Below are 15,649 nucleotides of genomic sequence, written 5' to 3'. Positions count from 1 at the left end.
GTCAAAACTCGATTAAAAAAATTGCGGCGCTACGGCGCTGATGCTCGCCAGTAGTGGTCCCGCCGCGTCAGCAGGTAACATATTGAATAAAGCTATTGCCGCTTCGCGGATCTCCTTCTCAAGCTTTTGCAGCGGAGCGCCTAGCAACTTCGCCTGATGCGCCTCACTGCATTCTTTGATAGCGCTCGCCACCAGCTCAGCTTCCGTACTGGCATTACTGAGGCCATGCTTTCTGGCGATCTCAATGGGCATAGCGGCGACGATTGCCCCCGACAGTTGCATGACGTAAGCGGTGTATTTTTCCGAGCCACCTTCGTTTTTCAGATACCGGAATAAATTCTGCTTGTTGACCGCAATACCGCGGCCCCCTTCCATCGCCCACTGCTCTGCCACCAACTGAGAGATTTTTTCCTGCGCCTGGCCGGGCAAAGTAGATTCCCACTCCCGGACTGCTTCAAATATTCGTCGGCAGCTAATTTGCCCCCTGCGTTTCATATGGAAATGATTTTCGGATTTCAAAGAAGCATTGGTCATGTTGATATGATGTTCATACGTTATGTATTGCATTCTTCACTCCTTAGGGAGGATTGGTGGAAATACACTATCGAGAGTGCATTGAGACCCGAGTTCATTAAATTTTTCTACAATACGTCGGCAATCATTCAGGTTTGGCTTGCGAGTCCCATTTTCATAATTAGAGATACGTGATTGACGCCACCCGAACATCAGAGCTAGCTGTTCCTGTGTTAAACCGAGAGATAGTCTCTCGCTCGCTATTTTGTTCATATTGGACCTCTTGGTTTTAGATAGATTGGATTAAACACGTATCGTGTTTCATTGTCAACACGATTTGTTTTTGAGCAATAACACGCTTCGTGGTAAAACGATTTTATGAATACAAATGAACGTATTGCTGCGCGGCTAAAGCAGACCAGAGAGCAAAAAGGCTTATCTCAAAAGACACTCGCAGAATTGTGTGGGTGGGCTCAATCACGTATAGGCAACTATGAATCTGCAAGCAGAGCTATTGGTATTGATGATGCTATAGCGTTGGCCAAAGCATTGAGGATCCCTCCGGCAGAACTTGTCTTTGGACCCGAATCTACTCAAGAGTGGCTTTCTCCTCAACATAGGAGACTGCTCGACTTGTTTGATCAGTTGCCAGAAGCCGAGCAAGAACGAATGATCGATTTGTTCCAAGTTCGTTTGAAAGAAATTGATGAATATGTTGAAAAGTATCTTCGAGGTCGCTTCAAATCTACAGAAGATTAGATTGCCATAGAGTCTACTGAACCAGCCTGCAGGCTGGTTTTTTTGTGCCCATAAATTCCCTTTCCTGAAAATCCCACCTGGCAAAACACATCATGTGTTGACATTAAATCACATTATGAGTTTAACTATAAACACAGCAACGTCATCAAGGCAGGACGCCCACGAAGTAGCTGCCGGCGGCATACGAAACACCGGATGAGATGGCAAGACAATCGCGCAGCAGGTTTACCGTTCCGCCAGCCTGGCGTTAAAGGCACACAGGAGTTAACCATGATCGATTTCGCACGCAAAAAAGCTGGCTGCCAAGCCGTACGCTTAAATCTGTTTGAAGTTCTGGTTCGTAAGCTTTGCTACTTACTGGCCCAAAAAGGCAATCCAGAGCTAAAAGTATGAGCTCGTTATTTGCTCTGATCGTTACCGTCTGTGCCCTCACCGGGGAATGCTCAGACATCATGCTCGGTGTATATCAAACCGAATCTGGCTGTGATGCAGCTGCCAAAGAGCAGCACATTAAAGGAGAGTGTTACCCATATAAACCGGCTGGAGACCAACAGCCTGCTTTCAAATTTTAATCGAGTTATGACCAATGGCTGTTACCAGCCCCCTAAAAGCACAAAACCCGCGCAAGGCGGGTTAAGTACCCGGTCAGCCGACCAAAGCTTTCCGGAATCGAGTTTTGACCAATGACCACTACCCAAGGCGGCAATCACTAGCTGCGGGTATCTTACAACCAAAATTAAGGACCCGATATGGAATTCTTTCATTTAATCAAGGCAACGCAGAAATCCGGCAAAGAAGATGCCGTTATCTGGTTCACGGCTAAATCAGAAGTGCGAGCCAATTTGCAGTTGGATGTAGAGCTGGAAGATGCTGGCATTGAAACCGGCCGGGGCAAGGATTATAGCAAGCCTGTCCGTACCGATTTCCCTGTTTACAACGACCTGCCGGAAGAAAGCACAGTGGATTACACCTGGTGCAAACGCTACGTACTCCAGGACGATGGACGCACCTGGCTGCCAAAGGCTGGTGCTGAGTCTACTGGAGCCGTGGACAACAACACTGCTGCTCCGGAAGCGACCACTACAGTTGAAAAGAGTGTCCCGCTTGAAAACCGCACTCCAGCAGTACGTTTTGCCGTTCACCTGACCAGCGACAAGTATCAATCACACATCACAAAAGAGCAGCAGCTGGCTGCCAGCGAAATGTCACTGGATGAAGGTAACACCTATCTTCAGAACCTGCTGCTGGCGAAGAGCGACATCCCTGAAGTTGCCGAACTCAGCCTGAACGCTGAGTGGAAACTCGTTCAGGCGATTAAGCAGGTATTCGCGCCAGATGAAACGCACGAAACTGAAGATATCGCTGCATTCATGGCTGACTGGGCTAAAGCAGATGCCAGCGATCGCAACCAATTAGTGGAAGCCTGGCGCAGCGGCAAATTTACCCATGTGAAATCTGAAAGCACCAGCGACACTGGCGTTATAGCAGATCAGGGTCTTGAACCTGATAACGGTATCCAGATTGACGAGAATGATGACGAGACCACACGTTATCCAGTCGTTCGCATGCCCTTTCGCAAGCATCTACTCGCCCAGTTCACCTCCGACGAACTGCGCCACCACATTACACGCGATGAATACGAAGGTATCAGCGCGCTGGAGATGGACACTGACAATAGCTATGTCCAGAACCTGCTGCTGGCGGCAGAAAACTGCGAACAGGTTAAGGGTTACGACACCAAAGACCTGTGGCGCTATACCGACGCCATTCGCAAAGTGTTCAGCCACGAAAAGCGTCACGAACTCGCTTTGGTTCTCCGATTCACCAGAATCTGGGCGGCGACTGATTACATAGACCGCGGCCTGCTGGTACAAGAATGGGCCAAAGGCAATCGCATTGCAGAAATACAGCGTACTGAAAGCGGTACGAATGCTGGCGGAGGCAACAAGACCGACAGAAACCCTGACCTTAAACATGATCTCGACACTCTCGATTTAGAGATTGCGCTGGCTACGTTACCAATGGATTTCAACATTTATGATATCCCAGGTGGTGTTTTCCGTCGGGCAAAAGAGATCGTTAGTAAAAAAGAAAGTCCATTCAAAGAATGGTCTCGAGCTCTTCGCGCAACTCCGGGGGTTTTGGATTACTCCCGTGCAGCTATCTTTGCACTTATCCGCAGCGCTCACCCAGAGCATTACCTGTATCCGGCACGTCTCAGCGGATTCATTAACGCGAACCTGACTGAAAGCGATCATTCTGCTCCATCAGACGAAACTCTTGCGGCTGCGCGCCATAACCCTGAGGTGAGCTGGGCAAACGAGATAGTGACTGATTCTGCTTTTGAAACTGGCGGTCAGAATGAAGATGCACAAGTCGACGGCGGCACACTGCCGGTTCTCGAAAAAGTTGGTAATGGTCTTTTTTCTATTGAAGGGCTGGCCACCAGCAACGCTGTAATCGACCAACAAAATACCGCGGCGGAGTACGTTGATAATGTGCAGATGGAAGAAACTGGCAATGATGAAACCACGGACGGTACTGCGTTATCAGAAGGCACGGAAAAAACTATCTCAAGCGCAAGCGCTACTGAAACTTATAGCAGCACAACTGCCATAAATAATGATTCCGGTCATCATAATTATACCGAGCCTGAAATCCTCTATACACACCTTATGATCGATATTGAAGCTTTTGGTAAAAAAGCTGATTCACCAGTCGTATCTATCGGGGCCGTGTTCTTTGATCCATCTACAGCTAATACCGGATCGGAATTTTACAAAGTGATTAGCCTAGAATCTTCCATGGCCAGCGGCGGGGTTCCGGATGCATCTACCATAATATTCTGGCTTAAAGCTTCGCCTGAGGCTCGTTCTGAGTTAGTGATGGATGATGCTATTCCGCTCGATGATGCCTTACTGCAGCTAAATGAGTTTATAGCCGAGAATGCGCCTGACGGCCCTGATTCTGTACAGGTATGGGGGAATGGTGCCACTTATGACAACGTCCTGCTTGAAGCATCTTATGACCGGGCGGGGATCCCCTGCCCGTGGAAGTTCTGGAATAACCGGGATGTAAGAACCATTGTCGAGTTGGGTAAAGCCGTTGGCTGCAAGCCTCGCTATGAGATCCCATTTGAGGGAGAACCTCACAAGGCTATTTCGGATGCGCTTCATCAGGTCAAATACGTGTCAGCAATCTGGCAGCGTCTGACAGAACACTGATTTTTTAATTTCAGAATATGGCCCGAATATGGGCCATTATGAGGTAAATCGCATGCTTCAAATGCTGACTTTAGAAGAATGGGCTGCGGAAAAATACCGGAGTAATCCTCCAAGTCTGAATACTTTACGCCGATACGCTAAAGAGAGCATGTTCACTCCCCCGGCCACCAAAGAAGGGAGATATTGGCGGGTAAGAGAAGATGCCGAGATTACAGGTAATTTAACCCAGCCCGTAATTAAAAAATCTGATTCGCCTATGCTTCAAAGGATACTGTCTGATGGCTGCCCGACCACGTAAAAACAACGTCAAGATACCTAATCTTTATCCGCTCTACAGTCGTAAGGTAAAAAAAATCTACTGGCGCTATAAGCATCCTGTTACTGGTAAATTTCATAGCCTCGGAACTAACGAGGCTGAAGCAACAGCAATAGCAATAGAAGCTAATGCGCGACTAGCTGAACAGCGTACCAGGCAGGTTTTGGCAATAAGTGACAAGATCGCCACCAGCAAAGGAAAAGCGATATCAACGAATACATGGTTGGATCGTTATTGGAAAATTCAGGATGAAAGACTGGAGAATGGTGATATCAAGCCGAACACTCATAAGCAAAAGGCTAAACCAGTAGCCCTACTTCGTGAGAGCGTAGGAATGAAATTGATTTCATCCGTCGATGTTCGGGATGTTGCCCAGATACTGGAGTCCTATGTTGCAGAAGGTCAACCGAGAATGGCCCAGGTAATCCGCTCTGTTTTAATCGATGTTTTCAAGGAAGCCCAACATTATGGCGAAGTACCGCCGGGTTATAACCCGGCTCTTGCTACAAAGCAACCACGCCGGCGGATTACCCGACAGCGTCTTAGCCTCGACGAATGGCAAAAGATTTTCGAGATAGCTGATGCCCACCATCAGTATATGGGCAATGCAATGCTATTGGCGCTAGTTACGGGTCAGCGGCTCGGGGATATTTCCAACATGAAGTTTAGCGATATTTGGGATGACCATCTGCATGTCGTACAGGAGAAGACGGGAAGCAAGCTAGCGATCCCTCTATCCCTCAGACTTAATGCGATTGACTGGAGTTTGAGGGATGTAGTTGCGCGTTGCCGTGACTATGCCGTTAGTCCATACCTTATCCATTTCTTCCGGGCGACCTCAATGGCAGAACGAGGTGCACAGGTGAAGTCGAACACAATAACAATGAATTTTAGTAAGGCCCGTGATAAAGCAGGGATAAATTGGGGAGATGGCACTCCAGCAACGTTTCACGAACAACGATCTTTAGCAGAGCGACTTTACGAAGCTCAGGGTATAGATACCCAAAAACTTCTAGGTCATAAATCACCTGCGCAAACTCAAAGATATCATGATGATAGGGGGAAGGATTGGCAGGAGATTAAATTAATTTAATAGAAATTTTTCACATTTGTAAAATCTGTGATGTAGGAATCCAGACCTTTTCGTTTAAAAAAACCATAATTTTCGAAGTCTTTAGTTATTTTCCAATCACCGAATACATAACTTAGACATACTAAATGCAGGAATTTTATAGGCATGGTATAGTTTGCGATCTCATAATATCTCTCTTTATATTTTTCAGGGCATGATTCATTAGTGAATTTAAACAGAATATAAAAACTACGGACAGCAGAGAATATAGCCATGGAAGAATCAGTATCAAATCTAGAAAACATCTCTTTTAATTCTTCTGCATTATTCGATTTACATGCATTTATCAAGTATTTTTCTAAATAAACCACCGCATTTGCGTCCGTATATTTTTTCTTATTTTTACCATTTATTTGGAGTGCATCAAACTCTCTTCTCGAAACTGCAGCTAAGCTATAAAATGACGATTCAAAAGAGCGTAGATCATCCATCTCTTTTTGTCTCTCTGAGTCCTCGTGCATATGTTTGTTCTGTTTTATTATGCTTTCATTTGCCTCTTTTTGAAGATTAATTGATTTGATCAACATAATCATCGTAAAAAAAGTTAAAATTGGGTTGGTAACACCGCCAACAAAATCTCCAAATGTCCCCCACTCTGACTTATCTATCGGAAAACCATTGAATGGATCAAATTTTGAGAAATAAATTAACCAAGTAACCAGTATTACTAAAAATGCGATATATCTGATCATGTTAATCCAATACTACCCTATGAAGACTATATTTTTTGATATCACCAAGAAAGTTTCTGATAGCTGTAACCTCTAAGCGTAAACGAGTAAAGTTCGCATTATCAGTGTTGACATCTAAATTTCTTGAAAGTTTGCGTCTTTGCTCCAAAGGAAATTCTCTCCAAAGCGAAAAAGGTTCAAAACTAACAGATTCGGAATCTTCTTCAAGAATAAGTCTTCCCGTTCCAGTTAAACGGTTAAATCTAGTAATCGAGGCCTCAATAAAAATTCGTTCGGGATCAGCACGCTCAATAGTTAAATTCTCAAGAGTAGAATTGTCATAACTGACTAGATTCGTTCTTCTCCGTTTCAATTCTACTTTATAATTTTGTTCCTCAATCGGCTTATGGAGTTTAAGTAAGGGTCCATAAAGTCTTTTCATTAACGATCTATAATCCGGTTCAAGTTCTTCAACAATTCTTGAGGCTCTCTTATAACTGAAATTATACGGTGTCAAAAGAGGTCTTGTAAGATAATAGGACATGACATCGAGAAATGCTCCCTCTCCAATTGCCTCATAATTTCTTTTTTGCTCGTCCCCAGTGATCTTGAGCATGAACCGTTGCCTGAAAGATCCTTCATAACTTGTACGAAATGATGCTGTAATACCCTCTATGGAAGGGATTTTTGTAACCACTTCTCGGTTAAGGATAGTATTAGTGAGAACGGTAACAATTTCAGAGGTACCTTCAAGCGCTTTGGAACCATAGTAAAAATCCAACTCAGTGAATCGCTCTTCACCATCGCTTACAACTACTTCCATGGGAACATGAATTTCCATTTTCTAATTCCATATATTAACCATGTAATGAATATGTCTTAACTTGATTAGTTTTGACAACTTATTTTGATAAAATTTTGATAACCGTTCGAAAACTAATAATAAAAACGGGAACCAGTCGGCTCCCGCTTTTGTTTAACCCAGAGTCTGGATTACATATTCGCGATAATCGCGTCACCAAACTCTGAACATTTCAGCAACTTAGCGCCTTCCATCAGACGTTCGAAGTCGTAAGTTACGGTTTTTGCGTTAATCGCACCTTCCATACCTTTGACGATCAGGTCTGCGGCTTCGAACCATTCCATATGACGCAGCATCATCTCTGCGGACAGGATGATAGAGCCTGGGTTCACTTTGTCCTGGCCTGCGTATTTTGGCGCAGTACCGTGGGTCGCTTCGAACAGCGCGCACTCGTCACCGATGTTCGCGCCAGGGGCGATACCGATACCGCCAACCTGCGCTGCCAGGGCGTCAGAGATGTAGTCACCGTTCAGGTTCATACAGGCAATGACGTCGTATTCCGCAGGACGCAGCAGAATCTGCTGCAGGAACGCATCGGCGATCACATCTTTAATGATGATCTCTTTGCCGGTGTTCGGGTTCTTAATTTTCTGCCATGGGCCGCCGTCGATCAGCTCGCCGCCGAACTCTTCGGTCGCCAACTGGTAGCCCCAGTCTTTGAACGCGCCTTCGGTGAACTTCATGATGTTGCCTTTGTGAACCAGGGTCACAGAGTCGCGGTCGTTGGTGATCGCATATTCGATCGCCGCACGCACCAGACGCTTGGTCCCTTCTTCGGAGCACGGCTTAATGCCGATACCGCAATGTTCAGGGAAGCGAATTTTCTTCACGCCCATCTCTTCGCGCAGGAATTTAATCACTTTTTCTGCATCAGCAGAGTCAGCTTTCCATTCGATACCCGCGTAGATGTCTTCTGAGTTTTCGCGGAAGATAACCATATCGGTCAGTTCAGGATGCTTAACCGGGCTTGGGGTGCCCTGATAGTAACGAACCGGACGCAGACACACGTACAGGTCCAGCTCCTGACGCAGTGCCACGTTCAGGGAACGGATACCGCCGCCAACTGGCGTCGTCAGTGGGCCTTTAATAGCAACGCGGTAGTCGCGGATCAGGTCCAGCGTTTCTGCTGGCAGCCAGACGTCCTGGCCATAAACTTGAGTAGATTTCTCACCGGTGTAAATTTCCATCCAGGAAATTTTACGCTCGCCTTTGTAGGCTTTCTCAACAGCGGCATCAACCACTTTCAGCATTGCCGGGGTAACGTCTACACCGATACCGTCACCTTCGATGAACGGGATAATCGGATTGTGAGGAACGTTAATCTTGCCGTTTTGCAGGGTGATCTTTTTACCTTCCGCCGGAACAACTACTTTGCTTTCCATTAACCTCTCCTTCGAGCGCTTCTGGTTGTTACTGATCTTATGTTAATAAATTGTAATGAGCCCTTCGATAGTACCTGATTGTCCTGCGCCATGAAAGGTCTTCGTTATTAGGCTATAATGCGGCAATTGATAACGCCTGAAAATACCATGAAGAAAACTTCTTTTACAAAACACCGGGTTGAGCGATTCAGCTCGCGACAAGCCACCAGAAGACCGAAAGAAACCCAGCCGACGCGGGTGATTCTGTTTAATAAACCCTACGATGTATTGCCGCAGTTCACCGATGAAGCCGGGCGCAGCACGCTGAAAGATTATATCCCCGTTCAGGGCGTTTATGCGGCCGGGCGACTGGACCGCGACAGCGAGGGACTGTTGGTCTTAACCAACGACGGTGCTTTGCAGGCGAAGCTCACGCAGCCGGGCAAACGTACCGGCAAAATATACTTTGTACAGGTTGAAGGCGAGCCGGATGACGAGACGCTGGCTAAGCTGCGCAACGGCGTGACCTTAAACGACGGTCCAACCCTGCCGGCAGGTATTGAACGCGTGAATGAACCGGAGTGGCTGTGGCCGCGTAACCCGCCCATCCGTGAGCGCAAATCGATTCCGACAAGCTGGCTCAAAATCACCCTTTATGAAGGCCGCAACCGTCAGGTTCGGCGCATGACCGCACACGTCGGCTTCCCTACCCTGCGTCTGATTCGCTATGCCATGGGCAATTACACCCTGGAAACGCTGGCAAACGGCGAGTGGCGGGACGTTACCTCTTAAGGAGTTACTATGTTTAAACCTCATGTCACGGTAGCCTGCGTGGTCCACGCCCAGGGTAAATTCCTTGTGGTTGAAGAGAGCATTAATGGCAAAGCGCTGTGGAATCAGCCTGCCGGGCACCTTGAAGCCAATGAAACCTTGCTGCAGGCAGCGAAACGCGAACTGTGGGAAGAGACCGGGATTCACGCTGAGCCCCAGCACTTCATCCGTATGCACCAGTGGATTGCACCCGACAGCACCCCGTTCCTGCGCTTTTTATTTGCCGTTGAGCTTAGCGAAACGTGCGCCACAGCGCCGCATGATGACGATATCGACCGCTGTCTGTGGGTCACCGCTGACGAGATCCTGAACGCGCCAAACCTGCGCTCGCCGCTGGTTGCGGAAAGCATTCGCTGCTGGCAATCTGCCGGGCGCTTACCGCTCGATGTCATCGGCGCTTTTAACTGGCCGTTTACAGAGGGTGTCAACGGTGGGGGGGCGTGATAGAATACGCCGCCTTGAAGTTCAATGTCGTGAGTATTCCATGTCAGATAACAGCCAGAAAAAAGTAATCGTCGGCATGTCCGGCGGTGTCGATTCCTCCGTTTCCGCCTACCTGTTACAGCAACAGGGCTATAAGGTGGAGGGCCTGTTCATGAAGAACTGGGAGGAAGATGATGGCGAGGAATATTGCACTGCCGCAGCGGATCTTGCCGACGCGCAGGCCGTGTGCGATAAGCTCGGCATTGAACTGCACACCGTTAACTTTGCCGCAGAATACTGGGACAACGTTTTTGAACTGTTCCTTGAAGAGTACAAAGCCGGCCGCACGCCAAACCCGGATATTCTGTGCAACAAAGAGATCAAATTTAAAGCCTTCCTGGAATTCGCCGCGGAAGATCTGGGCGCAGACTTTATTGCGACCGGCCACTACGTGCGTCGTGCAGATGTGAATGGCAAAAGCCAGCTGCTGCGCGGCCTGGACGGCAACAAAGATCAAAGCTACTTCCTCTATACGCTGAGCCACGAGCAAATCGCCCAGAGCCTGTTCCCGGTCGGCGAGCTGGAAAAACCAGAAGTGCGTAAAATTGCTGAAGAGCTTGATCTCATCACCGCAAAGAAAAAAGATTCCACCGGCATCTGTTTTATTGGCGAGCGCAAATTCCGCGATTTCCTGGGTCGTTACCTGCCTGCACAGCCGGGTAAAATTGTTACCGTCGACGGCGAAGAGATTGGCCAGCATCAGGGGCTGATGTACCACACCCTGGGTCAGCGTAAAGGTCTGGGTATCGGCGGGACCAAAGAAGGTAGCGAAGATCCGTGGTACGTTGTCGACAAAGATGTCGAAAACAATGTTCTGATTGTTGCTCAGGGTCACGACCATCCGCGTCTGATGTCCGTTGGCCTTATCGCGCAACAGCTGCACTGGGTCGATCGTGAGCCGCTAAAAGGCACGCTGCGCTGCACGGTGAAAACGCGCTACCGTCAGACCGACATTCCTTGCACCGTTACCGCGCTCGATGACGATCGCATTGACGTGCGTTTCGACGAGCCGGTCGCCGCCGTCACCCCGGGTCAGTCTGCTGTCTTCTACAGCGGTGAAATCTGCCTGGGCGGCGGGATCATTGAACAGCGCCTGCCGCTGCCCGCTGTTTAACACGATTGCACACATAAAGGAGACCGTGTGGCGAAGAACTACTATGACATCACCCTGGCACTGGCAGGAATTTGCCAGTCAGCCCGTCTGGTGCAACAGCTGGCACATCAGGGTCACTGCGACGCTGATGCCCTGCACGTTTCACTCAACAGCGTTATCGACCTCAACCCCGGCTCAACCCTGGGTGTGTTCGGCGGCAGTGAAACCAATCTTCGTCTCGGTCTTGAAACCCTGCTTGGCGTGCTCAACGCCAGCAGCCGTCAGGGGTTAAACGCAGAGCTGACCCGCTACACGCTAAGCCTGATGGTGCTGGAACGTAAGCTGAGCGCGGCGAAAGGCGCGCTCAACACCCTGGGCGATCGCATAGCCGGGCTGCAGCGTCAGCTCGACCATTTTGACCTGCAGTCCGAAACGCTGCTGAGCGCCATGGCCGGCATTTATGTTGACGTCATCAGCCCGCTGGGCCCGCGTATTCAGGTTACCGGCTCCCCTGCTGTGCTGCAAAGCCCACAGGTACAGGCAAAGGTACGCGCTTCTCTGCTGGCAGGGATCCGCGCCGCCGTGCTGTGGCATCAGGTTGGCGGTGGCCGCCTGCAGTTAATGTTTTCTCGTAATCGCCTGACTACTCAGGCAAAACAAATTCTTGCTCATTGTTAACCTCCCGGAGTTGCGAATTATGGAATTATCCTCACTGACCGCCGTATCCCCTGTCGATGGACGCTACGGCGATAAAGTCAGCGCGCTGCGCGGGATCTTCAGCGAATATGGTTTGCTGAAGTTCCGTGTTCAGGTTGAAGTACGCTGGCTGCAAAAGCTGGCCGCCCAGGCAGCAATCAAGGAAGTTCCTGCTTTTGACGCCCAGGCAAACGATTACCTCGATAAAATCGTTGCCGACTTCAACGAAGAAGATGCTGCGCGCATTAAAACCATTGAGCGCACCACCAACCATGACGTAAAAGCGGTTGAGTATTTCCTGAAAGAGAAAGTGGAAAGCGTTCCTGCGCTGCACGCCGTGTCTGAATTCATTCACTTTGCCTGTACCTCTGAAGACATCAATAACCTGTCTCACGCGCTGATGCTCTCCACCGCGCGCAAAGAAGTCGTGCTGCCATACTGGCGTAAAATCATCGACGCGGTGAAAGCGCTGTCCGTGGAATACCGCGATATCCCGCTGCTTTCCCGTACCCACGGTCAGCCAGCCACCCCATCCACGATGGGTAAAGAGATGGCGAACGTGGCGTACCGTATGGAGCGTCAGTACCGTCAGCTGGAGCAGGTTGAGATCCTCGGCAAAATCAACGGTGCGGTCGGTAACTATAACGCCCACATCGCCGCGTACCCGGAAGTGGACTGGCACCAGTTCAGCGAAGAGTTCGTGACCTCGCTGGGCATTCAGTGGAACCCGTACACCACCCAGATTGAGCCGCATGACTATATTGCGGAGCTGTTTGACTGCATCGCGCGCTTCAACACTATTCTGATCGACTTCGATCGTGACGTGTGGGGCTACGTCGCGCTGAACCACTTCAAACAGAAAACCATCGCCGGTGAGATCGGCTCGTCAACCATGCCGCACAAAGTGAACCCAATCGACTTCGAAAACTCCGAAGGCAACCTGGGTCTGGCAAATGCCGTGCTGCAGCATATGGCAAGCAAACTGCCGGTATCCCGCTGGCAGCGCGACCTGACCGACTCCACCGTGCTGCGTAACCTGGGCGTGGGCATTGGCTACTCGCTGATCGCTTACCAGTCCACCCTGAAAGGCGTGAGCAAACTGGAAGTGAACCGCGATCGTCTGCTGGACGAACTGGATCACAACTGGGAAGTTCTGGCAGAGCCGATTCAGACCGTGATGCGTCGTTACGGTATCGAAAAACCGTATGAAAAACTGAAAGAGCTGACCCGCGGCAAGCGCGTTGACGCCGAAGGGATGAAGCAGTTTATTGACGGTCTGGCCCTGCCAGAAGAAGAGAAAACGCGCCTGAAAGCGATGACCCCGGCGAACTACATTGGCCGCGCCATTACCATGGTCGACGAGCTGAAGTAACGTCCCCTCCCCCCTTTCCGCCCGGAAAGGGGGTTGCTTTTCCCCGGTTTACTCAATGTTTATCCCCACAGCAACATAATCAGCGTTAAACTATTCATACTATTAATTCTGGGAGAAAAGATGATGCGCGTACTGGTTGTTGAGGATAACGCATTGCTACGCCATCACCTGAAGGTTCAGCTTCAGGAGATGGGACATCAGGTGGACGATGCTGAAGATGCAAAAGAAGCCGATTATTATCTCAATGAACACCTGCCGGATATCGCCATCGTCGATTTAGGGTTGCCTGATGAAGACGGCCTGTCGTTAATTCGTCGCTGGCGCAGCCATGATGTTTCCCTGCCGGTTCTGGTTCTGACCGCCCGTGAAGGCTGGCAGGATAAGGTCGAAGTGCTCAGTGCGGGTGCAGACGATTACGTCACCAAGCCGTTTCATATTGAAGAGGTGGCGGCGCGCATGCAGGCGCTGTTACGCCGCAACAGCGGGCTGGCTTCACAGGTTATTTCCATCCCGCCTTTCCAGGTCGATCTCTCCCGCCGGGAATTATCAATCAACGACGAAGTGATCAAGCTAACCGCCTTCGAATACACCATCATGGAAACGCTGATCCGTAACAGCGGCAAGGTGGTGAGCAAAGATTCGTTAATGCTCCAGCTTTATCCTGACGCCGAACTGCGCGAGAGTCATACCATCGATGTGCTGATGGGACGACTGCGTAAGAAAATTCAGGCGCAGTACCCACAGGATGTGATTACCACCGTCCGTGGCCAGGGCTACCTGTTCGAATTACGCTAAATGAGACGGATTTTGCGCCATATCTTGCCCCTCTCGCTGCGGGTACGTTTTTTACTGGCAACGGCCGCCGTTGTGCTGGTACTGTCGCTTTCGTACGGCATGGTCGCCCTGGTGGGCTACAGCGTCAGCTTTGATAAAACGACCTTTCGCCTGTTGCGTGGTGAAAGCAATTTGTTTTATACCCTGGCGAAGTGGGAAAACAACAAAATCACCGTCGAAATGCCGGAAAACCTCAACCAGCAGAGTCCTACCCTGGCCCTGATTTATGACGAAAAGGGCAAGTTGCTCTGGGCACAGCGGGATATTCCCTGGCTGGTCAAAAGCATTCGTCCGGAGTGGCTTAAAACTAACGGATTTCACGAAATTGAAGCCGATCTCAACACCACCAGCTCGCTGATCCGTGAAGATCGCTCCCTGCAGCAAAAGCTGAACGAGATCCGCGCGGATGATGCCGAAACGGAAATGACGCACTCCGTTGCGATTAACCTCTATCCGGCGACGCTGAACATGCCGCAGCTGACCATCGTGGTGATCGATACCATTCCGGTCGAGCTGAAGCATTCTTATATGGTCTGGAGCTGGTTCATTTACGTTCTGGCTGCGAATCTGCTGCTGGTGATCCCGCTGCTGTGGGTCGCGGCGTGGTGGAGCCTGCGGCCCATTGAATCGCTGGCGAAAGAGGTTCGCGAGCTGGAGGAACATCATCGCGAGAAGCTTAATCCGGAAACCACCCGCGAGCTCACCAGCCTGGTGCGTAACCTCAACCGTCTGCTGAAAAGCGAACGTGAGCGCTATGATAAATACCGTACCACCCTTACCGACCTTACCCACAGCCTGAAAACGCCGCTGGCCGTCATGCAGAGTACCCTGCGGTCAATGCGCAGCTCAAAGCTGAGCGTCGATGATGCCGAGCCGGTGATGCTGGAACAGATCAGCCGTATTTCACAACAAATTGGCTATTATCTGCACCGCGCCAGTATGCGTTCAGGCAGCGCGCTGCTGAGCCGCGAGCTGCACCCGGTGGCACCGCTTCTGGATAACCTCACCTCCGCCCTCAACAAGGTGTATCAGCGTAAAGGGGTAAACATCAGCCTCGATATCTCGCCTGAGATAAGCTTCGTCGGTGAGAAAAATGATTTCATGGAAGTGATGGGTAACCTGCTGGATAACGCCTGCAAATACTGCCTTGAGTTCGTGGAAGTGTCGGCTCGTCAGACGGATAACGAACTGCATATCATCGTGGAGGATGATGGCCCGGGGATCCCGCGCAATAAACGTGATGTGGTGTTCGACCGCGGTCAACGCGCCGATACGTTGCGTCCCGGCCAGGGCGTTGGGCTTGCCGTCGCCCGTGAAATTGTCGACCAGTACGACGGAAAAATCGAAACCAGCGAAAGTTTGCTGGGCGGGGCCAGAATGGAGGTCATTTTTGCTCGCCAGCAGCCCACATCGAACGATAGTTAACCCGTTATGTGAAAAATGCGAGGATCTCGCAGCCGGGGGGCCGAGCTTCCGTTATAATCCGAGTCAGTAAGAGCCTG

18 protein-coding genes are annotated in these 15,649 nt (G+C 49.9%); 13 read left to right on the top strand and 5 right to left on the bottom strand.

What is annotated here, in order from left to right; translation table 11 throughout:
* Positions 1 to 12: 12 nt before the first annotated feature.
* Together M2433_RS09325 and M2433_RS09320 are read right to left on the bottom strand one after the other, a co-directional pair.
* On the bottom strand, positions 13 to 567 hold the full coding sequence (locus tag M2433_RS09325; protein WP_429057038.1) for a toxin YdaT family protein: 555 nt from the start codon (positions 565 to 567) through the stop codon (positions 13 to 15).
* Between the two features lie 3 nt (positions 568 to 570).
* On the bottom strand, positions 571 to 786 hold the full coding sequence (locus M2433_RS09320) for a helix-turn-helix transcriptional regulator (protein ID WP_075210529.1): 216 nt from the start codon (positions 784 to 786) through the stop codon (positions 571 to 573).
* Between the two features lie 105 nt (positions 787 to 891).
* On the opposite strand from M2433_RS09320, the gene M2433_RS09315 reads away from it, so the two are divergent.
* The 6 genes from M2433_RS09315 (at position 892) to M2433_RS09290 (ending at position 5,905) form a co-directional block, all read left to right on the top strand.
* The gene (locus M2433_RS09315; protein ID WP_429057035.1) at positions 892 to 1,272 is read left to right on the top strand and encodes a helix-turn-helix domain-containing protein; all 381 of its coding nucleotides are present in this window, start codon (positions 892 to 894) and stop codon (positions 1,270 to 1,272) included.
* 270 nt (positions 1,273 to 1,542) lie between these two features.
* On the top strand, positions 1,543 to 1,665 hold the full coding sequence (locus M2433_RS09310) for a hypothetical protein (protein WP_259493500.1): 123 nt from the start codon (positions 1,543 to 1,545) through the stop codon (positions 1,663 to 1,665).
* Complete coding sequence (locus tag M2433_RS09305) at positions 1,662 to 1,844, top strand: DUF1482 family protein (RefSeq protein WP_069597476.1); 183 nt, start codon at positions 1,662 to 1,664, stop codon at positions 1,842 to 1,844. Before M2433_RS09310 ends, M2433_RS09305 begins: the two co-directional genes overlap by 4 nt.
* 177 nt (positions 1,845 to 2,021) lie before the next feature.
* Positions 2,022 to 4,496 carry a 3'-5' exoribonuclease domain-containing protein gene (locus M2433_RS09300; RefSeq protein ID WP_429057031.1) on the top strand — a complete coding sequence of 825 codons (2,475 nt, stop codon included), beginning with the start codon at positions 2,022 to 2,024 and terminating at the stop codon, positions 4,494 to 4,496.
* A 52-nt stretch (positions 4,497 to 4,548) separates the two neighbouring features.
* The gene (locus M2433_RS09295; protein ID WP_071785721.1) at positions 4,549 to 4,794 is read left to right on the top strand and encodes an excisionase; all 246 of its coding nucleotides are present in this window, start codon (positions 4,549 to 4,551) and stop codon (positions 4,792 to 4,794) included.
* Positions 4,775 to 5,905 (top strand): phage integrase Arm DNA-binding domain-containing protein, encoded by a 1,131-nt coding sequence (locus tag M2433_RS09290; protein WP_429057027.1) that lies wholly within the window; start codon positions 4,775 to 4,777, stop codon positions 5,903 to 5,905. Before M2433_RS09295 ends, M2433_RS09290 begins: the two co-directional genes overlap by 20 nt.
* Here the strand turns inward: M2433_RS09290 and M2433_RS09285 are convergent.
* From M2433_RS09285 to icd, 3 genes are all read right to left on the bottom strand, one after another.
* Entirely contained in the window at positions 5,902 to 6,636 is a 735-nt protein-coding gene (locus M2433_RS09285) for a hypothetical protein (protein ID WP_316370915.1), read from the bottom strand. The genes M2433_RS09290 and M2433_RS09285 overlap by 4 nt on opposite strands.
* A 1-nt stretch (position 6,637) precedes the next feature.
* Positions 6,638 to 7,456, bottom strand: a complete 819-nt coding sequence (locus M2433_RS09280) for a hypothetical protein (protein WP_316370916.1) — start codon at positions 7,454 to 7,456, stop codon at positions 6,638 to 6,640.
* Positions 7,457 to 7,608: 152 nt separating this feature from the next.
* Complete coding sequence (gene icd / locus M2433_RS09275) at positions 7,609 to 8,859, bottom strand: NADP-dependent isocitrate dehydrogenase (RefSeq protein WP_003857898.1); 1,251 nt, start codon at positions 8,857 to 8,859, stop codon at positions 7,609 to 7,611.
* Positions 8,860 to 8,976: 117 nt separating this feature from the next.
* Between icd and rluE the strand changes: the two genes are divergently transcribed.
* The 7 genes from rluE (at position 8,977) to phoQ (ending at position 15,572) form a co-directional block, all read left to right on the top strand.
* Entirely contained in the window at positions 8,977 to 9,630 is a 654-nt protein-coding gene (gene rluE, locus M2433_RS09270; protein ID WP_063955926.1) for a 23S rRNA pseudouridine(2457) synthase RluE, read from the top strand.
* A gap of 9 nt (positions 9,631 to 9,639) precedes the next feature.
* Positions 9,640 to 10,113, top strand: coding sequence for an NUDIX hydrolase (locus tag M2433_RS09265; RefSeq protein WP_429057021.1), 474 nt, complete (start codon positions 9,640 to 9,642; stop codon positions 10,111 to 10,113).
* Between the two features lie 40 nt (positions 10,114 to 10,153).
* Positions 10,154 to 11,266: a tRNA 2-thiouridine(34) synthase MnmA gene (gene mnmA, locus M2433_RS09260; RefSeq protein WP_429057020.1), complete on the top strand. Its 1,113-nt coding sequence runs from the start codon at positions 10,154 to 10,156 to the stop codon at positions 11,264 to 11,266.
* A 27-nt stretch (positions 11,267 to 11,293) separates the two neighbouring features.
* Entirely contained in the window at positions 11,294 to 11,923 is a 630-nt protein-coding gene (gene hflD, locus M2433_RS09255; RefSeq protein ID WP_013097081.1) for a high frequency lysogenization protein HflD, read from the top strand.
* A gap of 19 nt (positions 11,924 to 11,942) precedes the next feature.
* The gene (purB, locus tag M2433_RS09250) at positions 11,943 to 13,313 is read left to right on the top strand and encodes an adenylosuccinate lyase (RefSeq protein ID WP_429057018.1); all 1,371 of its coding nucleotides are present in this window, start codon (positions 11,943 to 11,945) and stop codon (positions 13,311 to 13,313) included.
* Between the two features lie 123 nt (positions 13,314 to 13,436).
* Complete coding sequence (gene phoP / locus M2433_RS09245; protein WP_025911763.1) at positions 13,437 to 14,108, top strand: two-component system response regulator PhoP; 672 nt, start codon at positions 13,437 to 13,439, stop codon at positions 14,106 to 14,108.
* Positions 14,109 to 15,572, top strand: coding sequence for a two-component system sensor histidine kinase PhoQ (gene phoQ / locus M2433_RS09240; RefSeq protein ID WP_063430339.1), 1,464 nt, complete (start codon positions 14,109 to 14,111; stop codon positions 15,570 to 15,572).
* Positions 15,573 to 15,649 lie beyond the last annotated feature (77 nt).

It is taken from the genome of Enterobacter sp. AC1 (assembly GCF_050434705.1).
Classification (GTDB): Bacteria; Pseudomonadota; Gammaproteobacteria; order Enterobacterales; family Enterobacteriaceae; genus Enterobacter; species Enterobacter cloacae_L.
The sequence above is the reverse complement of the archived record's forward strand: the minus strand, read 5'-3'. Positions and strand labels throughout refer to the sequence as shown.